This is a genomic window from Streptomyces brevispora, from assembly GCF_007829885.1.
Taxonomy (GTDB): domain Bacteria; phylum Actinomycetota; class Actinomycetes; order Streptomycetales; family Streptomycetaceae; genus Streptomyces; species Streptomyces brevispora.
Window position 1 is genome coordinate 2108066 of the sequence record NZ_VIWW01000001.1, and the last position, 22643, is coordinate 2130708.

15 protein-coding genes are annotated in these 22643 nt (G+C 71.4%); 8 read left to right on the forward strand and 7 right to left on the reverse strand.

Annotated features, from left to right (window positions below):
• Nucleotides 1-30: 30 nt before the first annotated feature.
• From FHX80_RS09695 to FHX80_RS09705, 3 genes are all read right to left on the reverse strand, one after another.
• A complete protein-coding gene (locus FHX80_RS09695; protein ID WP_145763829.1) occupies nt 31-1569 on the reverse strand; it encodes a DUF5719 family protein in 1539 nt (512 codons plus the stop codon).
• Complete coding sequence (locus tag FHX80_RS09700; protein ID WP_145763830.1) at nt 1566-5444, reverse strand: glycosyltransferase; 3879 nt, start codon at nt 5442-5444, stop codon at nt 1566-1568. Before FHX80_RS09700 ends, FHX80_RS09695 begins: the two co-directional genes overlap by 4 nt.
• Nucleotides 5445-5915: 471 nt before the next feature.
• On the reverse strand, nt 5916-6179 hold the full coding sequence (locus tag FHX80_RS09705; protein ID WP_024494319.1) for a WhiB family transcriptional regulator: 264 nt from the start codon (nt 6177-6179) through the stop codon (nt 5916-5918).
• Nucleotides 6180-6882: 703 nt separating this feature from the next.
• Between FHX80_RS09705 and FHX80_RS09715 the strand changes: the two genes are divergently transcribed.
• Genes FHX80_RS09715 through FHX80_RS09725 form a run of 3 tightly spaced genes read left to right on the forward strand, consistent with a single transcriptional unit; the run spans nt 6883 to nt 9727 of the window.
• On the forward strand, nt 6883-7413 hold the full coding sequence (locus FHX80_RS09715; protein ID WP_145763831.1) for a cysteine dioxygenase: 531 nt from the start codon (nt 6883-6885) through the stop codon (nt 7411-7413).
• 44 nt (nt 7414-7457) lie between these two features.
• On the forward strand, nt 7458-8414 hold the full coding sequence (gene cofD / locus FHX80_RS09720; RefSeq protein ID WP_145763832.1) for a 2-phospho-L-lactate transferase: 957 nt from the start codon (nt 7458-7460) through the stop codon (nt 8412-8414).
• The gene (locus tag FHX80_RS09725; RefSeq protein WP_145763833.1) at nt 8411-9727 is read left to right on the forward strand and encodes a coenzyme F420-0:L-glutamate ligase; all 1317 of its coding nucleotides are present in this window, start codon (nt 8411-8413) and stop codon (nt 9725-9727) included. The genes cofD and FHX80_RS09725 overlap by 4 nt, the downstream gene beginning before the upstream one ends.
• A gap of 213 nt (nt 9728-9940) precedes the next feature.
• On the opposite strand, the gene FHX80_RS09730 is transcribed toward FHX80_RS09725, so the two are convergent.
• From FHX80_RS09730 to FHX80_RS09740, 3 genes are all read right to left on the reverse strand, one after another.
• The gene (locus FHX80_RS09730; protein WP_145763834.1) at nt 9941-10921 is read right to left on the reverse strand and encodes a DNA-3-methyladenine glycosylase family protein; all 981 of its coding nucleotides are present in this window, start codon (nt 10919-10921) and stop codon (nt 9941-9943) included.
• Nucleotides 10922-11011: 90 nt separating this feature from the next.
• On the reverse strand, nt 11012-12103 hold the full coding sequence (gene manB, locus FHX80_RS09735; RefSeq protein WP_145763835.1) for a mannose-1-phosphate guanylyltransferase: 1092 nt from the start codon (nt 12101-12103) through the stop codon (nt 11012-11014).
• Nucleotides 12104-12236: 133 nt separating this feature from the next.
• Nucleotides 12237-13559, reverse strand: coding sequence for a peptidoglycan recognition protein family protein (locus FHX80_RS09740; protein ID WP_145763836.1), 1323 nt, complete (start codon nt 13557-13559; stop codon nt 12237-12239).
• A 138-nt stretch (nt 13560-13697) separates the two neighbouring features.
• Between FHX80_RS09740 and FHX80_RS09745 the strand changes: the two genes are divergently transcribed.
• From FHX80_RS09745 to FHX80_RS09760, 4 genes are all read left to right on the forward strand, one after another.
• The gene (locus FHX80_RS09745; protein WP_145763837.1) at nt 13698-14447 is read left to right on the forward strand and encodes a TIGR03089 family protein; all 750 of its coding nucleotides are present in this window, start codon (nt 13698-13700) and stop codon (nt 14445-14447) included.
• A gap of 275 nt (nt 14448-14722) precedes the next feature.
• Entirely contained in the window at nt 14723-16123 is a 1401-nt protein-coding gene (locus FHX80_RS09750) for an LCP family protein (protein WP_145763838.1), read from the forward strand.
• Between the two features lie 224 nt (nt 16124-16347).
• Nucleotides 16348-18114, forward strand: coding sequence for an LCP family protein (locus FHX80_RS09755; RefSeq protein ID WP_208764613.1), 1767 nt, complete (start codon nt 16348-16350; stop codon nt 18112-18114).
• A 49-nt stretch (nt 18115-18163) separates the two neighbouring features.
• Nucleotides 18164-19846, forward strand: coding sequence for an LCP family protein (locus FHX80_RS09760; protein WP_167523386.1), 1683 nt, complete (start codon nt 18164-18166; stop codon nt 19844-19846).
• Between the two features lie 104 nt (nt 19847-19950).
• On the opposite strand, the gene FHX80_RS09765 is transcribed toward FHX80_RS09760, so the two are convergent.
• Nucleotides 19951-20982 carry a glycosyltransferase family 2 protein gene (locus tag FHX80_RS09765; RefSeq protein WP_145763840.1) on the reverse strand — a complete coding sequence of 344 codons (1032 nt, stop codon included), beginning with the start codon at nt 20980-20982 and terminating at the stop codon, nt 19951-19953.
• Nucleotides 20983-21168: 186 nt separating this feature from the next.
• Here FHX80_RS09765 and FHX80_RS09770 point away from each other — a divergent pair, with 186 nt between their 5' ends.
• Nucleotides 21169-22632, forward strand: a complete 1464-nt coding sequence (locus FHX80_RS09770) for an LCP family protein (RefSeq protein WP_446447090.1) — start codon at nt 21169-21171, stop codon at nt 22630-22632.
• Nucleotides 22633-22643 lie beyond the last annotated feature (11 nt).

Sequence of the window (22643 nt, forward strand, 5' to 3'; positions counted from 1 at the left end):
CCCGCCCGCCGCTACCGCTCCTGGCCGTGTTCAGTCGTCCAGCACCGACAGGTCCTGGACGGCCGCCGGTACCTCGACCGTTCCGCCGTCGTCCGGCAGGGTCTGCACCGTGAACATCGGGATGCCGTCCCGCGGAAGGGTGAGCGTGCGGGCGGCGTGGACCGGGCCGCCCGACTGCGTCTCGACCGTCAGCGCGTACGTGCCCTTGAGGCCCGCCGGGACCGGCGGGGTGACCGCCACCGTCGTGCCCGCGGCGACCTTGTACGTCTTGCTGACCGGTGTGCCGCCCTTGCTGCCCGCGGACGCCGTGACCTTCACGGTGCCGGCGGCGCCCGGTGCGGTGAGCGAGAGGACCGAGCCCTTCGCCCGGTTGTCGGCCGCGGTCGCCTGCGCGCCCACCGGGCCGGTCGCCGGGATGTAGCCGACCTCCTGGTTGCCGCCCTTGCCCCGGACCACCCGCAGCGCGGCCACCACCGGGGTGGCCCTGTCCTTCCGGGCAGGGGTCAGCAGCAGGGAGCCCGCCTCGCCCCGGGTGAGGTTCTTCAGGTCGACCCCGGCCGTCATCCGTGACTTGACGTGGAGCTCCTCGTGACCCACCGGGGCGAACGCGCCCGTCTTGCCGAGCAGCTTCACCGTCAGGTCCGCGTCGTCCTCGCCGGGGGCGAAGGCGACCAGCCGGACCGAGGTCGCGTCCGCCGGGATGCCGGGCAGCACCAGGGTGCCCGCCGGGCCGGCGGAGGCGGTGAGCCAGTCGCTGCCGGTCGTGCTGTCCGCGGTCCTGACGACCGCGCCGACCCGTCCGGTACGGGTGGTGACGTGGACGGTCACGTCGTCGGCCGCCGTGCTGGTGAGGGTCGAGATCAGGACCCGGACGCCGGATCCCGCCGGGACCGTGATGCCCTCGCCCACATCGGACTTGAGCGTGCCGTCCGGTCCGTACAGCTCGATGTCGGCGACCGCGGCGGTGTCGTCCGGGTTGGTGAGGTTGACGTAGTCCTGGCGGGACTTCGCGGTGCTCGCGGCCGGGAACCAGAACTCGGTGTCGGGTGCCGTGCAGCTGACCCCGAGCAGGCCGCGGGCGTCGCCCGCCTCGACGGTGGTGGTCTGCTGGGTGGTCCAGCCGGGGGCCAGCCGGCCGGTGGCGGTGCCGACGAGGGCGGGGGCGTCCGAACCGGACACATCGGCGGTGGCCGGCTTGCCCGGCTCCTTGAGGGCGACGACCGGCTTGTCCGTCTCTGCCTTCTTGTCCTTGCTCTTGCTCTTGTCCTTGCCCTTGTCGTCCTTCGCGGCGTCCGTCTCGGCGTCCTTCTTGGCCGTGGACGACCTCAGTTCGGCCGTGCCGGCCTCGCCGCCGCCCTTCGTGGCCGGGGTGAAGGACGTGTACGTCGTCTCCGCGAGATCCGAGAGACCGGGCGCCGGGCAGAGCAGGCTGGACTGCTCCACGGGCAGCCTGGTGGCCGCCTTCGCCTCCGTCGCACCCCCGTCCCCGGGCACGGAGACCGCGGCGAATCCGGTGACGGCGGCGAGGGCGACAACCCCCGCGATGAGGGACAGGCTGGTGGACTTCACTCGGACTCGCCTCGCGATGCGTTACCGGTCGGCCACGGGTTCTGGCCCGGGGCGGGGTTCTCGTCGGGGTTCTGGTTCTGCGGGTCGTACGGCTGCTGGTCGCCGTACTGGCCCGCGCCGTACTGGGCGTTGCCGTACTGATCGCCGGTGGCGTACTGCTCACCGGTGCCGTACTGGGCATGGGCGTCGTACTGCGGGTTCGCCGGGTCGTACGGGGTGTTGGTGTACTGGCCCTGGTCGTACGCGGGGTAGTCGCCCTGCTGTTGCGGATAGCCGTACTGGTCGTACGCGCCGGAGGCGTCCGGCTGCTGCCCGTCCGGGTACTGGCCGCCCTGGTACTGGCCCTCCTGGTACTGCCCCTCCTGGTACTGGCCCTCCTGGTACTGCGGGTAGTCGGCGCCCTGGTACTGCTGGGCGTCCCACTCCCCGTACTGCTGCTGCGGCACCGCCGCGTACTGGCCGGTGTCGCCCTCGGCCTGCTGGGGCACGAAGGCGTCCTGGTGGTCGGGGGCCGGCGGTTCCGGTTCGGCCGCCTGCTGGGCCGGGACGTACTCCGCCCGAGGCGCCTCCTCCTCCGCGTCGCCGTACTCGTCGCCGTCCTCGCCCTCCGCCTGGGCGGCCGCGCGGAGCCTGCGCGCCCGGCGTCCCTCGCCCGAGACCGGCTCGGCGGGGACCGGCGCGGTCTCGTCGGGCAGGTCGTCGTCGATCTCCCGGCGGCGGCCCGGAAGGGCCAGGACCAGCAGGACCACGGCGAGCGCGACCTGGGCCCAGATCCACGCGGAGTGCGCGAAGGACGTCTCGTACGTGAGGTCCAGCGAGCCGCCCTCGGCGGGGAGCTCGAAGCCCTGGGCCCAGCCGTCGACGGTCTTGCGGGTCAGCGCCCGCCCGTTGAGCGTGGCCTGCCAGCCCGGGTCGGCGGCGTCGGCGATCCGCAGCACCCGGCCCGCGCCGCCCTCAGGGATCTTGGTGTGAGCCTCGACCGGGAGGGAGCCGACCGGAAGCGGCTCGTCACCGGCGGCGGGCGGGATGATCATGATTCGGGCGACCTGGCGGTCGACCCGCCAGAGCGCGCTGCCGTCCAGCTGGCTGAGCCGGCTGAGGCCGGGCGTCGCGTCGAGCACCCGGCTCATCTGCCTCGGGGCCCCGTCCCGCACGAGGACGTAACGGATCGCGAAGCCGCTGAGCTGGCTGCCCTGGTTGGCACCGGAGCCCGCGACCAGGTTGGCGACGACCTTGTCGAGGTGGCTGTTGCCGCCGCCGGCCGCGGCCAGCTCGGCATCGCCGAGGCGTGCGCCGGAGCCGCGGACCAGGGTGTACGCGACGGAGGAGGGCGATGTGCCGCCGAGCACCAGGGTGCGCGGCTGGTCACGGGTGCTGCTCTCCTCGGCGACGAACGCGGGCACCTGCACCGGGTCGCGCCGCTCCAGCGGGCCCGCGGCGCCGCCGATCATCCAGCCCGCGGCGGCCAGCACGGGGGCGACCCCCGCGGCGAGGGCGATCAGGACGGCGACCGGCTGGCGCCAGCCGAAGTTCAGCTCGGCGACGCGTACCCGGGCACCGTCCGCACCTACCAGCGCGGCGGCGATGAGCGCGGCGCCGTAGACGAGGGTGGCCGGTCCCGCCCAGCCCGAGCCGTTGGCGAGGCCGGCGAAGGCCAGGCCGACCAGGGCGACAACCCAGGCGGACCGGACCGCGAACTGCCGCTCCCCGCGCAGCAGCGCGGCCAGCGCCGCGAGCACGATGCCGAGCAGCAGGACGCCGCCCGCCGCCTTGGGGCCGCCGGGGCTGATCCCGAGCAGATCGAGGGCGGAGGCGGTACCCGTACCGGTCTCCAGGCCCGCTTCCTTCAGGAAGGACGAGGGGCTGGACAGGAGCGACAGCGACCAGGGCGCCAGGGCGAGCAGCGGGGTGCCGACGGCGGCGAGGAAGCGGAGCGCGTAGGCCGTGATGTCGTTGCGGCGCAGCGCCAGGACACCGATGCCGAGCACTACGGCGAGCGGCCACACGATGGGGGTGAACGCCATCGCGAGGGTGAGCAGAAGGGTGTACGCCCAGGTGGCGCGCCAGCTGCCGCGGCTGTCGCCGCTGCCGCGCATGCCGTGCGCCGAGACGGCCGCGCGGGCGATCAGGGGCAGCAGGACGAGCAGTACGGCCGTGCCGAGACGGCCGGTCGCCAGGGCGCCGGTCGCGGCGGGCAGGAAGGCGTACGCGACGCTCGCCCAGGCCCGCAGCAGCCGTGAGGGGATCAGCGGACGGGAGACGAAGTACGCGGTGAGTCCGGCGAGCGGGACCGAGCAGACCAGCAGCAGGGTGAGCGCGAAACCGGTGGAGCCGAGGAACAGCGCGGACAGGGCCGCGATCATCGCCAGGTAGGGCGGTGCGGTCTGGGTGCCGCCGGTGCCGACGGTGTGCCAGCTGTCCGCGTACCGGCCCCACAGCTCGGACACGTCGCCGGGGGCGGGCAGCAGGGCGCCGCCGGCCAGTGCGCCGCCGCCGAGGAGGCTGCGGCAGGCGATGAGGGAGACCAGGAGCAGGACGGCGAAGAGCACCGGTCCCGGCTTGCGCCCGACCCGCTTCAGCTTGGCGAACTGGTCGATCTCCAGGAAGTCGGCGTCGTCGCCGCCGGGTCCGGACTCGACGGCACCGTGCCGCGAGCCGCCGGACTCGGCCTCCGTGGAGCCGCCGAAGTTCCCGGCGACCTGTTCGACGGTCGCGCGGACGGTGGCGCCGGGCGCCGGGAAGAGCCCGCGCAGCTCGGCCGGGTCGATGACCCCCTTGCCGCGTGCGCGGCGGGCCGCGAGGATCCGTCCGGGCCGCAGCAGGGTGCCGAGGAGTCCGGCGACCTCGTCGAGCGCCTGGCCGGGCGCCTTGCCGACGAGGTAGGCGAGCGTACGCAGCAGGGTGCCGAGCACCAGCCGGAGCAGCGCCCAAAGGAGCAGTTTGCCGCGGGCGTTGACGAGCATCGTGTAGACGGCGCCGGCCTTGTCGACGCGGTGCGGGCTGGAGACGGACCGCCCGGCGCAGTCGATGGGACGGCGTTCGCGGGCGGACGCCTCGGCGTGCCGCAGGACGGCGTCGGGGGCGACCAGTACCCGGTGTCCGGCCATGTGGGCGCGCCAGCACAGGTCGACGTCGTCGCGCATCAGGGGGAGGCTGCGGTCGAACCCGCCGAGCTCCTCCCACACGTCACGGCGGATCAGCATGCCCGCGGTGGAGACGGACAGGACGGTACGGACCTGGTCGTGCTGGCCCTGGTCCTGCTCGCGCCGGTCGAGTCCGGTCCAGCGGCGTCCGCTGTTGGCGATGGAGACGCCGACCTCGAGGAGTTGCCTGCGGTCGTACCAGCCGCGGAGCTTGGGTCCGACGATCGCGGCGTGCGGGTCGTTGTCGACGACGCGGAGCATCTCGGCGAGTGCGTCGGGCTCGGGCGCGCAGTCGTCGTGGAGCAGCCAGAGCCACTGCACCGGTTCGCCGTGCGGCAGGTCGGGCAGGTCGTAGGCGTCGTCGCGCCAGGACCTGGTGACCGGGTCCCAGCCGCTGGGGCGCTTCAGGTACGGCAGGTCGTCGGGGGTGAGGACACCGGCGGTGCCGGTCGCCTCGTCGACGGCGGTGCCGAAGCTCGTACGTCGCGCGAGGTGCAGGACGCGGTCGGCGCCGAGCGCCTCGGTGACCAGCCGCGCGGAGTCGTCGGCGCTGCCGGTGTCGGCGGCGACGACGCTCTGCACGGGGCGTTCCTGCCCGAGCAGCCCGGCGAGTGCGTCGGGCAGCCAGCGTGCGCCGTCGTGGGAGACGAGCACGGCGGTGACGACATGCCGGGGGAACTCTGGGGCGGCGGCGGCCGCGTACGGCGCCGTCGAATGGCTGTGCACGGACATCGAGGTACGGGCCCTCCGGCCGGGTCCGGGGGAATGTACCCCCGGTGGCTGCATCGGTGTACACGCGCGCCCTGTCGGGTCGTTGGCGCGTCTCGGACGGGGCCCCACACTAACGGTACGGGTAACCGGGGTGGCGCGGACCGGTTGAACGAGGGCGCCCGCACAGCGGCCGAGGGCTGCGGGCCGGGCCCGTCGGAGCCGTGGCCCGGGGCGGCGGCGGCCGTGCGCGGACTGCGCACACGGCGGGTACCGCGGGTACGGCGGACACGGCAATGGCCCGCCGCCTGCGGGCAGGGTGCAGGCGGCGGGCCATGTGCGGCCGGGGCCCGGGGGCGGTCCGCTCCTCGGGGCCGGCGTCTTCCGGCCGGGCTCGGCGGGCCAGGACTTCCGGCCGGGCTCGCCTGGCCGGAGACTTCCCGGTCGGACTCGCCGGGCTCAGCTCCTCGGGCCCGGTGTCCCGGCTGCGGTGCGTCAGATCGCGGCCTTCTTCAGGCGCCGCCGCTCGCGCTCGGAAAGACCGCCCCAGATGCCGAATCGCTCGTCTTTGGAGAGGGCGTACTCAAGGCATTCGGACCGGACTTCACAGGCGAGACAGACCTTCTTCGCCTCGCGGGTCGATCCGCCCTTCTCCGGGAAGAAGGACTCGGGATCGGTCTGGGCGCACAGTGCGCGCTCCTGCCAGCCGAGTTCCTCATCCGCGTCCTCGACCAGCAGTTGCTGGAACAGCTCGGTCATGTGCGCCCCTCGTCTGTCTCTTGCGTCCCCGTGATGCGGCCGTTACCGAATCGGCCGAACGACACGAGTGAAATTACAAGTGTGTAGCTTCGCGCCAGTCAAGCGCAGATCTGCTATTGGGCCCGGCATTCACTCTGCGGCACCAAGCGTATGCGGAAAGTGTTCAAATCACCAGAGACCTGACATATGCCATAGGCCCTGTCACGGGTACACCCGTCACGGAGGTGAACTCCCGAGGGGGTGGACGCGTTGCGATTCGGTCACCGAAGCGACCAAGATCACAGTCGGGTCACGGGGCCGCGACCGCGTTTGCGGGTGCGCTTGGTGCGCCACATCTCCACCCCGAACACGGCACAAACCTTTACCCCTCCGGAACAACCGGATGAGGGGAAACAATAACCCTAAATCGGGCATTGGGTTGACAGTCGTGGTTTCTCCGGTTCTCCTTGATGGCATGCCAGTGACCTCAGCGATGCGCGTCACCCACGTCCGTGGGTTCCGTAGCGCTGTTCAGGCTCGCTGTTGCTGTTCCAGCTGTCTCAGCTGTTGAAGCCCTCGCGCTCCAGCCCGACACAGCTCGTCCCGGACCCCCGGACCCTCCCCCTGTGGCCTTCGCGGCCCGTGGTCACCCGGTCCCCACGGGCCTCGCGACGCCCCTGCATCCCCACTGCATCTGCACTCCTGCCGAGGAAGCACCGCACCCATGAACAGCGACAGTGACCTCCAGATCGCCGGCGACCTCCTTGAGGTCCAGCACCTCCTGCGCCCCGCCCGTGAGCACCCCGCCACGGTGGCGGAGTTCGTCGGGCTCGCCCGTTCCATCGCCGGCGACCGCTCCCGGTGGGCCCCGCTGGTCCAGTACGACGCCACCACCCGCTGGTATCACCGGCTGCTCAGCGTTCCGCCGACTCCCGGCTCCGCCCGGGCCGGGGAGACCCCGCTCGGCTATGACGTCTGGCTGCTCAGCTGGATCCCGGGCCAGGGCAGCGGGCTGCACGACCACGGTCTGTCCTCCGGCGTACTGACCGTGCTGGACGGCGAACTGACGGAGCGTACGGATCGCGGGAAGCGGACGCTGGGCCCCGGCGCCCAGCGCGTCTTCGCCCCCGGCTACGTCCACGAGGTGGTCAACGACTCCCTCGAACCGGCCGTCAGTCTGCACATCTACTACCCGGGCCTGACCGACATGCCGATGCACTCCGCCCAGTGCGCCCCGGCCGAAGCCACCGTCTGACGGCCCGCCGCCGAGTACCGGGCTTCGCCTGACAAACTGTCCGCATGCGCATTGTGGTTCTGGCCGGCGGTATCGGTGGTGCTCGTTTCCTGCGTGGCCTCAAGGAGGCCTCGCCCGACGCGGACATCACGGTGATCGGCAACACCGGTGACGACATCCATCTGTTCGGGCTCAAGGTCTGCCCCGACCTCGACACCGTGATGTACACCCTCGGCGGTGGTATCAACGAGGACCAGGGCTGGGGCCGTACCGACGAGAGCTTCCACGTCAAGGAGGAACTCGCGGCCTACGGCGTGGGACCCGAGTGGTTCGGTCTCGGCGACCGTGACTTCGCGACCCATATCGTCCGGACGCAGATGCTCGGCGCGGGCTATCCGCTGAGCGCCGTCACGGAGGCGCTCTGTGCGCGCTGGAAGCCGGGCGTCCGGCTGCTGCCGATGTCCGACGACCGGATCGAGACGCATGTGGCGGTCGATGCCGACGGCGAGAGCAGAGCCATCCACTTCCAGGAGTACTGGGTGAAGCTGCGCGCCTCCGTCCCGGCGCGGGCGATCGTGCCCGTCGGTGCCGAACAGGCCAAGCCTGCGCCGGGCGTCCTGGAGGCGATCGCCTCGGCCGACGTCATCCTCTTCCCGCCGTCGAACCCCGTCGTGTCCATCGGGACCATCCTTGCGGTGCCCGGGATCCGGGAAGCCATCGCCGAGGCCGGGGTGCCGGTCGTCGGCCTCTCCCCCATCGTCGGTGACGCACCGGTGCGCGGGATGGCGGACAAGGTGCTCGCCGCGGTGGGCGTCGAGGCCACGGCCGCGGCGGTGGCCACGCACTACGGCTCCGGGCTGCTCGACGGCTGGCTCGTCGACACCGTGGACGCCGGCGCGGTGGACGAGGTGGAGGCCGCGGGGATCCGCTGCCGTTCCGTACCGCTGATGATGACCGATGTCGCCGCCACGGCCGAGATGGCACGGCAGGCACTGGTTCTCGCCGAGGAGGTACGGGCATGAGCGCGACCTCCGCCGCCGCACCCTCGTACCGGGTGTGGGCGCTCCCCGGGATGCCCGAGGTGCGGGCCGGGGACGATCTCGCGAAGCTGATCGCCGCCGCCGAGCCCGGTCTCGCCGACGGTGACGTCCTGCTCGTCACCTCGAAGATCGTCTCCAAGGCTGAGGGCCGGATCGTCGAGGCCACCGACCGGGAGGCGGCGATCGACGCCGAGACGGTACGGGTGGTGGCGCGGCGCGGTGCGCTGCGGATCGTCGAGAACCGGCAGGGCCTGGTCATGGCCGCGGCCGGGGTCGACGCCTCGAACACCCCCGCCGGAACGGTCCTGCTGCTGCCCGAGGACTCCGACGCGTCGGCCCGGGCGATCCGCGAAGGACTGCGGGACACACTCGGCGTCGAGGTCGGCGTCGTCGTCACGGACACCTTCGGGCGCCCTTGGCGCAACGGGCTGACCGATGTCGCGATCGGGGCGGCCGGGGTGCGGGTACTGGACGATCTGCGCGGCGGGAGCGACGCGCACGGCAATCCGCTGAGCGCGACCGTGGTCGCCACCGCCGACGAGCTGGCCTCGGCCGGGGACCTGGTCAAGGGCAAGGCGGACGGGCTGCCGGTGGCGGTGGTGCGCGGGCTCGGCCACGTCGTGGACCCGGCCGACGCCGGGGGCGCACGGGCGATGGTGCGGGTCGCGGCCGACGACATGTTCCGGCTGGGGACGTCCGAGGCGGTACGGGAGGCGGTGACCCAGCGGCGCACGGTGCGCGAGTTCACCGACGATCCGGTGGACCCGGGCGCGGTGCGGCGGGCCGTGGCCGCGGCGGTGACGGCGCCCGCGCCGCATCACACGACGCCGTGGCGGTTCGTGCTGCTGGAGTCGCCGGAGTCGCGGACCCGGCTGCTGGACGCCATGCGGGACGCGTGGATCGCGGATCTGCGGCGTGACGGGAAGAGCGAGGAATCGGTCGCCAAGCGGGTGCGGCGGGGCGATGTGCTGCGCCGGGCGCCGTATCTGGTGGTGCCGTGTCTGGTGATGGACGGCTCCCACACGTACGGGGACGAGCGGCGGGACACGGCGGAGCGCGAGATGTTCGTGGTCGCCGCGGGCGCCGGGATCCAGAACTTCCTGGTCTCGCTGGCGGGTGAGCGGCTGGGGTCGGCGTGGGTGTCCTCGACGATGTTCTGCCGCGATGTCGTGCGGGAGGTGCTGGAGCTGCCGTCGTCGTGGGACCCGTTGGGCGCGGTGGCGGTGGGGCGGGCCGCGGGGGCGCCGTCCGCTCGGGCGGAGCGGGCTGCGGAGGCGTTCGTCGCGGTGCGGTGAGGCTGCGGCCGTGTGTGGGTGTGGGCGGGGTGGGTTTCGGGGCTGTGCCCCGTTGCGGGGCTCTGACCTGTTGCGGGGCTCTGACCTGTTGCGGGGCTCTGACCTGTTGCGGGGCTCTGTCTCGTTGCGGGGCTCTGACCCGGGCGGCCCCGGTCCTCCGACCCGGGCCCGGTCCTCCATCGCCGGGCGGGCTGCGACGGCGGCCGGAGGGGCCTACAGGCGGGCGATGTCGCCTCTCGTCATTCTCGGGGCGTGGCGGGGCGGGGTGTTGCCGGAGAGCATGATCAGGCGGGTCGCCCGGTGGCGCTGGCCCTCGTAGGGGGCCAGGAGGGACAGCATCTCCTCGTCGTCGGCGTTCCGGTTTCCGGCCAGTGCGTGGCCGACGATGCCGGGCAGGTGGATGTCGCCCACCGTCACCGCGTCCGGGGCGCCGTTCGCCCGTTGCAGGGTCTCGGCGGCCGTCCAGGGGCCGATGCCCGGGATCGCCTGGAGCCGGGCCATCGCCTCGGTGAGCTCCATGGCGGCCGCCTCCTCCATCCGGCGGGCCACCCGGACCGCGCGCAGGATCGTCGCCGAGCGCTTGCTGTCGACGCCCGCGCTGTGCCACTCCCAGGACGGGATCAGCGACCAGGTGCGGGCGTCCGGCATGACGTACAGGCCGTACTCCTGCGGGCCGGGCGCCGGCTCCCCGTACTTGCGGACCAGGAGGCGCCAGGCGCGGTACGCCTCGTCCGTGGTGACCTTCTGCTCCAGGACCGACGGGATCAGGGACTCCATCACCAGGCCGGTGCGCAGCAGCCGCAGTCCCGGCCGGCGGTGGTGGGTCGCCGCGAGCAGCCGGTGGCGCGGGGTGAAGGCCTCCGGTTCGTCCGCCGCGCCCAGCAGCGTCGGCAGCTGGTCCAGCAGCCAGGCCGCGCCGGGCCCCCAGGCGGCCGCCTCGATCCGGCCGTCGCGGGCGACGACATGAAGGGTGCCGGGGCCCGCGGGGGTGCGGCTGGCCCGCCGGACGGAGCCGTCCGCGGACATCCGGAAGGCGGGGTCGGCGGGACCTCGGCGCAGCGGGCCGAGGACGAGCCGCAGATCGAGCGGGCCCGGCGGGGTCCAGTCACGGGTCAGTGCCGCCGGCGCGGGCGTCGTCACCTGGTGCGGGACGGCCGCGTGCGGGGCGCTGCGGGGAGCGAATCGTCCTGCCACGGGTGGAGTCCTCGGTAGTCGGGGGTGCCTGTCGAGGGTACGGCTGATTCCGGCCAGTCGCGGTGTCCTACGAGGAGCGGATCGCCCCGGTCATTCGTCCGAGGAGAAGCGCACCGATGCGGCGGGCAGGTGTGCCCCGCACCAGATCCGGACACCGTCGCGCAGTTCGTTGTCGGCGCCGACCTTGGCCCCGTCGCCGATGACCGCGCCGGCCAGCACCGTACGGCTGCCGATCCTGGCGCCCGCTCCGACCAGGGAGTCCGTGATCACGGCTCCCGGTTCGACGACGGCGCCCGCCAGCACGGTGGAGCCCTCGATCCTGGCGCCCGCGCCGATGACGGCGTCGGCGCCGATGACCGTACCGCCGGTGAGTTTGGCGTCGGGGGCGACGGTGGCGGTCGGCAGCACGAGCCGGTCGCCGCATCGGCCGGGGACTGCCGGGGAGGGGGCACGGCCGAGGACCAGGTCGGCGGAGCCGCGTATGAAGGCCTGCGGGGTGCCGAGATCCAGCCAGTACGTGGAGTCGACCATGCCCTGGAGATGTGCGCCGGAGGCGAGCAGTCCGGGGAAGGTCTCGCGCTCCACCGAGACCGGGCGGCCGGTCTCGATGGTGTCGATGACCGACCGGCGGAAGATGTACGCCCCCGCGTTCACCTGGTCGGTGACGATCTCCTCGGGGGTCTGCGGCTTCTCCAGGAACGCGGTGACCCGGCCGGTCCCGTCCGTGGGTACGAGGCCGAAGGCGCGCGGGTCCTCGACCCGGGTGAGGTGGAGCGAGACGTCCGCCCCGGAGTCGGCGTGCGAGGTGACCAGTGCCCGGATGTCGAGGCCGGTGAGGATGTCACCGTTGAAGATGAGTACCGGTTCGTCCGGGCCCGAGGTGAGCCGTGCGGCGACGTTGCGGATGGCTCCGCCGGTGCCGAGCGGTTCGCGTTCGGTGACGTATTCGATGTGGAGGCCGAGCTCCGAACCGTCGCCGAAGTACGGCTCGAAGACCTCTGCCAGGTACGACGTCGCGAGGACGATGTGCTCGACCCCGGCGGCCCGTGCACGCGCCAACTGGTGCGTGAGGAAGGGGACGCCCGCTGCCGGAACCATGGGTTTCGGGGTGTGCACCGTGAGCGGGCGCAGCCGGGTTCCCTTGCCACCGACCAGGAGAATCGCTTCTTTTGCCTCTGTCACAGCACTGTCTCTGCTTCCTGCTGGGCCGGGCCTGGTTTCGGCTGGCCAGTTTATGCAGACCGGACGGGGTGTCCTTCGGTCAGCAGCCCGCAGCAGGCCCCGGGCGCCGTCGGCGCCCTTCGGCTCCTTCCGTTCAGCGGCCCTGGAGTCGGGCCGAACTGGTCCGAGCCGTGCCGAGCTTCTTGTAGAGACGCGCTCCGGGGCATTCGGTTGCGAAACCGTCCCGGTGGCCGGAGATGACGTTGAGTTCGACCTTCTTGCCCTCCTTGTACTTGTTGCTTCCGCCCGAGACCAGGGTCACCCTGCCCTTCGGGTTGGCTCCGTAGAGGCCGAGCTTCCAGGCGGTGAGCTTCGCGACGGCGTTGACCGCGGCGGCGGGCGGGTTCGCGTCGCTGAAGGTCCCGAGCACCGCGATGCCCATGGTGTTGGTGTTGAAGCCGAGGGTGTGTGCGCCCATGACGGCCTTCGTCACGCCGCCGGCCCGGCCCTCGTAGATGTTTCCGCACTTGTCGACGGCGAAGTTGTAGCCGATGTCGCGCCAGCCGCTGCTCCTGACGTGGTAGCGGTAGATGCCGCGCAGCACCGCGGGCGCCTGGGAGCACGCGTAGTTGTTGCCGGTGGCGCTGTGGTGGATGAAGGCCGCCTTGACGCTCTTGGTGTACGTGAAGGCGCGCTCGCGGAGCTTCTCGTCGGCGCCCCAGCCCTGGCGGGTGATGATGCGCGGGCGGGGTCCGATCAACGGCGCGGCGCCGGGCACGTAGCCGGCGGCCGCGTCGGTCGCGAGCCTGCTCAGGGCGGGGAGCGCCGTGATGCCCGCGGTGCGGTCGGCGCCGGCAACACCGGTGGCGGGAACTTGCCGCGGGTCCTTGCCGGGGTCGACGAGTTCGAGGCGCAGCCCGCCGGGCAGCGGTACGGAGGGCGCGGAGCCGCCCCGGGCGTCGGGGGCCTCGGGGTTCACCCGGACCTCGACGCCGTCGGAGTCACCGACCCAGAGCGGGGCGGTGGAGCCGCGGGCGGCGCCCGAGTCGCGTTCGGCGGTGCCGGGGTCGGCGGAGTGCTCGGCGTTGTGCGTCTCCAGGTCCTGCCAGCCGGACCAGCGGTGGGTGCCGGTGGCACGGGTACGGACCTGGGCGGTGCCGTGGAGTTCGGCGCTCACGTCGTCCCAGACGACGCCGACCATGGAGAACGCGCGGACGTCACGCTCGGTCAGCCCTTGTCCGGCGGCCACTGCTATGGGTTGACCGGTGGCGCGCGCGGAGGCGGCGGGCAGGGAGGTCAGGGCCAGCGACTGCGTAGAACCGGACAGCGGGGCGGGTTCGGACGCCTCGGCGGGCGCGGGGCCCATGGCGGCCGAGTGGGCGGGGGTGTCGGGGGCGGCGCCCGCGGGCGCGGCGAGCGGTAGTACGAGAGCTGCCGCGCAGGTGACACCAATGGAGGATGCAATGAAGGCACGCATACAGATGATCCTGGGCACAATCGGACGACTCCGGCGACCGGTGTTTCTCGCGGCAGTTGACGGCCCGTCTGCCGAACCGGTGTACGGGATACCCGGCGTACCCTGCCCGGCCCGCCGCCGCCACGTACCCTTGCGCGGATGAACGCCAGCGACCGCACCCCTGCCGACCTGCTGCGTTCCGCGCTTGCCGCGGACCCGGCCCGCCCCATGGTCACTTTCTACGACGACGCCACCGGAGAACGCGTGGAACTGTCGGTGGCCACCTTCGCCAATTGGGTGGCCAAGACCGCCAACCTGCTGCAGGGCGACCTCGCCGCGGAGCCCGGCGACCGGCTCGCGCTGCTGCTGCCCGCGCACTGGCAGTCCGCGGTCTGGCTGCTCGCCTGCTCCTCGGTCGGTGTCGTCGCCGAGGTGCAGGGCGATCCGGCCGCCGCCGATCTCGTCGTCACCGGACCGGACACGCTGGAGGCCGCACGGGCCTGCCGCGGCGAGCGGATCGCGCTGGCGCTGCGCCCGATGGGCGGCAGGTTCCCGCAGCCGCCCGAGGGCTTCGCGGACTACGCGGTGGAGGTGCCGGGGCAGGGCGACCGGTTCGCGCCGTTCGCCCCGGTGGACCCGGATGCCCCGGCGTTGACCGTGGACGGGGTCTCGTTCACCTCGGCGCAGCTGGTGGCGCGGGCCCGCGAGGACGGTGCCGCGCTGGGCCTGGGCGCCGGATCGCGGCTGCTGTCGGGACGTACGTACGACACCTGGGACGGCCTCAGCGCCGGGCTCTTCGCGCCGCTGGCGACCGGGGGTTCCGTGGTCCTGTGCCGGCACCTCGGAAAGCTGGGCGAGGACGGGCTGGCGCAGCGCGTCGAGAGCGAGCGGGTCACCCGGAGCGTGTGACCTGCCCGTGCGGCAGCGCCTCGTACGACAGCGCTTCATGCGACAGCGCGGCGCTCGGCAGCGCTTCGTGCGGCAGCGCGGCGGTGCGGTACGACAAGCGGCCCGTGGGGCACCCGTCCGGCCCATCGTGGGCCGAGCCCTACGGGCTGGGCATCAACTCCGGTACATGATCTGCGGTACGGACCACTCAAGGCACAACCAAGCGTGAGGTTCAGCCGTCTACTTCTGCGACCGGCGGCCCAACGCGCCGCCGAACGTGAAGGATGGACGCAGACGTGACCGAAAGCGCCGGCACTCCGGCCGACCCCGACGACGCGGGCGCGGGCGAGGACCAGACGCCGGACGGGTTGCCCGTCGAGGAGAGCGGCAAGCAGCCCGCCCCGGGCGGCGAGACCCGCAGTGGATCGGGCAGCACATCGGGCGGCGGGCCGTCGCCCGCGGCCCCCGACCCCGGCTCGACGCTCGACATCACCGTCAAGCGCAGGCGGCACTGGCTGCGTTGGACCGCGCTCGGGGCCTCGTTCGTCGTCCTCGTCGCCGCGGGCACCGGCTGGTGGCTGTACAAGAGGCTCGACGGCAACATCAAGACGGACACCTCCGCGGCCGCCGAACTCAAGACGTACGAGAAGGAACGACCCGTTTCCGTCGTCCACGACGCGGAGAACATCCTGCTCATCGGCTCCGACAGCCGGGCCGGGGACAACCGCAAGTACGGGCGTGACGACGGGGGCAGCCAGCGCTCGGACACCACGATCCTGCTGCACATGGCAGCGGACCGGAAGAGCACCACCGCGATGTCCATCCCGCGCGATCTGATGGTGAACATCCCGGCCTGCCACAGACAGGACAAAACCACCAGCAAGCCGCAATTCTCCCAGTTCAACTGGGCTTTCGAGTTCGGCGGAACCGCCTGCACCATCCGTACCGTCGAGAAGATGACGGGCGTCCGCATCGACCACTACATGGTTGTCGACTTCAACGGCTTCAAGGACATGGTCGACGCGGTGAAGGGCGTCGACATCTGCCTCAAGGAGCCGATCAACGACACCGCGGCCCACCTCAAGCTCCCGGCGGGCCGCCAGAAGCTCAACGGCGAGCAGGCGCTGGGGTACGTACGGGTCCGCAAGTCGATCGGCAACGGCAGCGACACCGAACGGATGGACCGCCAGCAGCAGTTCCTGGGCGCGCTGGTCAACAAGGTGCAGAGCAACGGCGTACTGCTCAATCCGACCCGGCTCTACCCGGTGCTGGACGCGGCGACGAAGGCGCTGACCACGGACCCCGGGCTGGACACCCTGAAGGACCTCTACGAGCTGGTGCGCGGCATGCGCAACGTACCGACCGACAAGGTGCAGTTCCTGACCGTCCCCCGGAAGCCGTACACCGCCGACCCGAACCGGGACGAACTCGTACAACCCGACGCGGACAGGCTCTTCAAGCAACTGCGCGACGACACACCCCTCGCAGTGGTTCCGGCGGATCAGCTCAACGGCGACCAGGGCAAGAACACCGGCCAGGGTTCGGAACATTCACAGAATGAACAGGATGACGGCGGCAAGAGCCAGCCGGGCGAGGGGTCCACGGAAGGGGAATCGGGCGCTACCGGCGCTCCGGGCGCCGGCCCCACACCCACCTATTCGGGGAACAACGCGGCCGCCGACCTGTGTAAGCGGTAAAGCAATTACCAAGCAGACATCAACATTCGGCGTGCAATGGGAAGAATGCCCGGTTGTAAGGGTCGTGGAATGCGTCACGCCCATCGCTCGGCGCCGAACTGGACGGATAGTGTGACGCGATCCGGTTGCTTCCGGCCCTCGGGCCGAGCACTTCCGGAGCGAAAGATTGAGCGCCTTTTCGGGGGAGGCGCCTCGCGTGGCACCGACGGAGGACTCAAGCAACCGTGGATGCGCAAAGCCGTGGGCGGGCGGAAGATATTGATCCCGCAGACCAATGGGTCCTCAACCCGGACACCGGCGACTACGAACTGCGACTGAACCAATCCGGAGGGGATTCGGGCGGTCGCTCGGACACTTCGGCCCCGCGTGCTTCCCGGCGCAGAGGCGCCGTCCGTGAGGACGGCGGCGAACGCCGGGGTGCGCCGGCCGAGGGTCCGCGCCGTAGCCGCGAGGTGCCGCGCCAGGGCGGCCGCCGTTCGGGCCGCGGGCCGCGTGGCCAGGAGCCTTCCGGCCCGGTCGAGAACAGGGCCGGCCGCCGCAAGCGCAAGGCCTCGACGCCACGTCGCAAGAAGGCGCTGATCTGGACGGGCGGCGTGATGGCGTTCCTGCTCGTCGGCGTCTCGGTCGGCGGGTACGCGTTGTACCAGCACTTCAACGGCAACCTGAACTCCGTGGACATCGGCGATGTCGGCAACAAGGACGTCGTCACGGCCAACGCGCCCCTCAACATATTGGTCATCGGTACCGACAAGCGGACCGGCAAAGGCAATGAGGGCTACGGCGACGCGGGAAGTGTCGGCCACGCCGACACGAACATCCTGTTCCACGTGTCCAAGGACCGCACCAACGCAACCGCGATGAGCATCCCCCGCGACCTCATCACGAACATCCCGGACTGCACCACCAGGCAGTCGGACGGTTCGGAGAAGGCTATCCCGGGCGCCGACCACGTCCGTTTCAACACGAGCCTCGGCCAGGACGACCGTGACCCGGGCTGCACGATGGAGACGGTCAAGGAACTCACGGGCCTGGAGGTCGACCACTTCATGATGGTCGACTTCAACGCGGTCAAGACCCTGTCCACGGCGGTCGGCGGCGTCAAGATCTGCCTCGATCACGCCGTCAACGACAGCAAGTCGCACCTCAACCTCCCGGCGGGCGACAACACCATCCAGGGCGAGGACGCGCTGGCGTACGTACGGACCAGGCACGCCTACGCCAACGAGAGCGACCTCGACCGGATCAAGGGCCAGCAGCAGTTCGTCGGGTCGATGATCCGGCAGATCAAGTCGGACGACACCCTGACCAGCCCGACGAAGCTGTTCAAGCTGGCGAACGCGGCGACGAAGGCCCTGACGGTCGACCAGGCCATCGCCTCGGTGCCGAAGCTGACCTCGCTCGCCAAGGAACTCACCAAGATCGACACGAAGAACATCACCTTCGTCACGATGCCGGTGATCGACAACCCGGAGGAGAAGACGCCCGTCACGGTCGTCCCGCACCCCACGCAGGCGGAGCAGCTGTTCTCGATGATGCGCGACGACACCTCCCTGACCGAGGTCGCCGTACAGAAGAAGAAGGCCAAGAGCAAGCAGGACGCGCTCCTCAAGGGAACCAAGGCAGCCGCCGCCGACGTCCGTGTCGACGTGTACAACGGCGGCAAGATCCCCGGCGCCGCCCAGCAGACCGTGACCTGGCTCCAGAACAACAAGGGTGTCCTGAAGTCCACGAACAAGGCCAACGCCCCGGCGAAGACCGCCAGGACGACGCTGGAATACGCGCCGAACCAGGCGGACCAGGCCCGTGCGCTGGCCGGGATGATGGGCCTGCCCGGCTCCGCGATGAAGCAGGGCACCGAGGACGCCGAGGGGCTGCAGGCGATGGTCCTGACGCTGGGGGCGGACTTCAAGGGCGCGGGGACCTCCATCACCGGACCGGCGAAGATCGACATTCCGAAGTCCAGTGCCGACAAGGCGGGGTGCTCCAAGTGACACGGAGCCACTGCGCGATACCACGAGTCTGAGCAGCAGGGGGGTCCCGGTGGGACGGAGCAGCACGCCAGGGGAGGGAACGCGACCACGGGTCCGGCATGCCGGTCAGCTCGGCTGGGACGACGGCCTCTACGAGGACCGGAACGACGACGCCGTGACACCGGACGCGGAAGGGGCCGGAGACGGGGGCAGCGTCCGCCGCGGCGACGGGCGCCGCGGCCGTTCGCACCGGGCCGGGAAGCGGAAGAAACGGCGCGTACTGCGCTGGACAGCCCTCGTGCTGGCGGTGCTGATACTCGGCACCGGCGCGGCCGGTTACCTCTGGTACGAGCACCTGAACGGCAACCTCCGCAAGGGCCACCGCAGTGCGGGCAACAGCTCGGCGAAGAAGACCGCGCCGAACGCCGCCGGGCAGACCCCGCTGAACATCCTGCTGATCGGGTCCGACAGCCGCAACACCGCGGAGAACCTCAAGCTCGGCGGGTCGAAGTCGAGCGTCGGCGGGACCCCGCTCGCCGATGTGCAGATGCTGCTCCATGTGTCGGCCGACCGGAAGAACGCCTCGGTCGTCAGCATCCCGCGCGACACCCGCGTGAACATCCCGGCCTGTGAGGACCCCGACAGCGGCCACAAGTACCCCGCCACCAACGACCTCATCAACACGACGCTCGGCCGTGGCGGCCCCGGCTGCACACTGGACACCTGGGAGACGCTCACCGGGGTCTACATCGACCACTGGATGCTGGTCGACTTCGCCGGTGTGGTGTCCATGGCGGACGCGGTGGGCGGCGCCGAGGTGTGCGTGAAGCAGGACGTCCACGACGTGCCCAAGCCCAACGTGCCCGGCGGCTCCTACCTGAAGCTGACGAAGGGCCCGCACAAGATCAAGGGCAAGCAGGCCCTCCAGTGGCTGCGCACCCGGCACGCCTTCGAGAGCGACTTCGGCCGGTCCAAGGCCCAGCACATGTACATGAACTCCGTCATCCGTGAGCTGAAGGATCAGAACGCCTTCACTGACACCGGACGGCTGATGAGCCTCGCCGAGACGGCGACCAAGTCGCTCCAGGTCTCCGAGGAGATCGGTTCGGTGAAGAAGCTGTTCGACCTCGGCATGCAGCTCAAGGGCGTGCCGATGGACAAGATGAACATGCTGACCATGCCGAGGATTCCCGACCCCGGGAACGCCAACCACGTGCTGGCGAAGCCGGGCGCCGCGGACAAGCTCTGGGCGCTGCTGCGCGACGACGAGTCGCTCGACCCGAAGGACCGGGCCAAGAGCAAGAAGAAGAAGGAGAGCGGACCCGCGGCCGGCGCTCCCGCCTCGCTCGGCGTGACCGTCGTCAACGGGACGGCGGCCGACGGCCAGGCGCCCACCAGCAACCGTGCCGCGGGCGTCCGGGACCTCTTGCGGGCCAAGGGCTTCACCGAGGCGGCCACCTCGACCACTCCCGGATCGGCGCTGACGACCGAGGTGACCTATCCGAAGAGCTCCGGCCCCCAGGGCAGGTCGGACGCGGTCTCCATCGCCAAGGCGCTGTCGATGCCGACCAGCGTCGTCAAGGAGGCGCCGGACGGGGACGAACTGACGCTCACGGTCGGCTCGGACTGGCGGACGGGGTCCACGTTCCCGAAGGCGGCAGCGGACGACAGCGACCCGCTGGAGGGCACCGAGGCGGTCAACGGTGCCAAGACGGGCTGCATGGACGTGTACTGGCCGTACCGCCAGATGTAGCCGAGCGCCCGAAGGCGCATGAGGAGGGGGATGCCCGGTTCATCGGGCATCCCCCTCCTCATGTTTCCTGCTTCCTGCTTCCTGTTTCCTGCGCGACGTGCGGGTCAGGCCACCGGTGTGCCCGGCTCGCTGACCGCCGGGCGGCGGCTGGCGATGACCTTCTTCGCCAGCGAGCGCGGGCTGGTCAGGAAGCCGTACCCCCACGACATGTGCATGGTCGCCAGCGCCACCGGGATCAGCGCCCGGGCCTTCAGCGGCAGTCCCTTGCCGGCCGGCAGCGATCCGGCGACGATGGCCGCGACGTACCCGGCCGGGACGACCAGCGCCCACGGGGTGACGGCCGCGCCGACGACGATGCCCGCCGCGATCGCGACGACGGCGGTCGGCGGGGCCAGGTAGCGCAGGTTGATCGAACCGGCGTGGTAGCGGGCGACGACGTGGCGCCAGCGGCCGTAGTCCTTGTACTGCTTGGCTAGCGCCCGGACGGAGGGGCGGGGGCGGTACTGCACCCGCAGCTCGGGCGAGAACCAGATCAGGCCGCCGGCCTCACGGATGCGGAAGTTCAGCTCCCAGTCCTGGGCGCGGATGAACTCGATGTTGTACCCGTCGGCCTTCTCCAGGGCCTCGCGGCGGAAGACACCCAGGTACACGGTCTCGGCCGGTCCCGCCTGGCCGCCGGTGTGGAAGGCCGCGTTGCCGACGCCGATCTTCGACGTCATGGCCGCGGCGACGGCGTCCTCCCAGGCGTTCTCGCCCTCGGCGTGCATGATCCCGCCGACGTTCTGCGCGCCGGTCTCCTCCAGGAGCCGGACGGCGGTCGCGATGTAGTTCGGCGAGAGCATGCCGTGACCGTCGACCCGCACCACGATGGGGTGCCGGGAGGCCTTGATCGCGGCGTTGAGCGCGGCGGGGGTGCGGCCGGTCGGATTGGGCACGGTGTGGACCCGGGGGTCCTCCGCGACCAGTTCGGCGGCGATCTCGTCCGTACGGTCCGTGGACGGGCCGAGCGCGATCACCACTTCCATCTCACCGGCGTACTCCTGCTCCAGGATGTGCCGGACGGAGTTCCTGAGATGGCGCTCCTCATTGAGCACCGGCATGATCACGGAGACGGCGGGGTGCTGCGCGGCAGACATGTGGTCCTCGGGGGGTCCTCGGGGGCGCCGGGGGTCCGAACCGAACCCCACCAGGCGGCGTCATTCGGCCGCCACGTTACCGCGAATGGGGGAACCCGGCGCGCGCCGCCGGGTTGCGGACCGGGATGCAGATCGTATGGGCCTACCGTGCGACAGGTCCCCCTCGCACCGCGGAGGTGTCCCCCCGTGCCCACGCCGCACCGCTCCCCCCGTCCGCCGCGGCCCCGCGCCGCTCCCACGCAGCGCAGACAGCCCAGAAAGCCGGGCGAGAAACCGCGCTGGAGCACGCGAATGGCCACAGGCCTGTCCGTGCTGGTCCTCGGAGCCGGAGGCATCGGCCACGCCGTCCTGACCAACCTGGAGACCGGGATCGATCGGATCGACCCGTTCAAGGACATGAAGAACCGGCCCGCGGGCGGTCACGGCATGAATCTGCTGCTGGTCGGCACCGACGGCCGCGACAAGATCACCCAGGACGAGAAGGAGAAGTACCGGCTGGGCGGTGCGCCCTGCCACTGCACGGACACGATCATGCTGGTGCACCTGTCCGCGGACAAGGAGCGCGCCAGCGTCGTGAGCCTGCCGCGCGACAGCTACGCCGAGATCCCCGAACATCTGGATCAGAACACCGGCAAGGAGCGCGCGGCCCATCCGGTGAAGCTGAACGCCGCGTATGCCGAGGGCGGGCCCAATCTGACCGTGCGGACCGTCGAGCACATGACGGGCGTCAAGGTCGACCACTATCTGGAGGTCGACTTCACCGGCTTCATGACGACGGTGGACGCCCTGGGCGGGGTGCAGATCTGCACGGCCCGGCCGATGAAGGACTCGTACACGGGTCTCGATCTCGCGGCGGGCCCCCACAAGCTGGACGGCGGCCAGGCGCTCCAGTACGTACGCTCCCGGCACATCGACGGCGCCGCCGATCTGGGCCGGATGCAGCGCCAGCAGAAGTTCCTCGCCTCGCTGATCAAGCAGGCGACCAGCAGCGGGGTGCTGCTCAACCCGGTGCAGTTCCGCGAGGTCGCCTCGACGATGCTGAAGTCGGTACGGGCGGACAAGGGCTTCGGTACGCAGCAGATGCTCGACCTCGGTGAGGCGATGCGGGGCTTCTCCGCCGCCTCGTCCGAATTCGCCTCGGTGCCGATGGGTGATGTCGCCTACCAGGTCAAGGGCGTCGGCTCGACGGTGAAATGGGACCCGAAGAAGTCGAAGCAGCTGTTCCAGGCGCTGCGCGAGGACAAGCCGCTCGCCGTGAAGCGGCACAAGCAGGCGTCGGCGAAGCAGGTGGACGTACCGCCGCAGCAGATCCGGATCCAGGTCTACAACGGGACCCCGACGGACGGCCTCGGCGGCAAGATCGACCGTGCGCTGCACGCCACCGGCTTCGACACCACCAGGTCACCGCTGAACGCGGAGCAGCGCGACCTCAAGCACACCCTGGTCGTGTACGACCCGCGCTGGGACCGGTCGGCGAAGTCACTGGCGGTGGCGTTGCCGGGGGCGGAGCTGAAGGCCGTGAAGGGGCAGGGACCCACACTGAAGGTGATCGGGGGCGCGGACTACGCCAAGGTGGAGCGGGTCCGGGCCGAGGAGCCCGACGCGGGCAGGTTCGGCGCGGTCACGGGCGACGAGGTGGTCTGCCCGTGAGCAACAGCGCG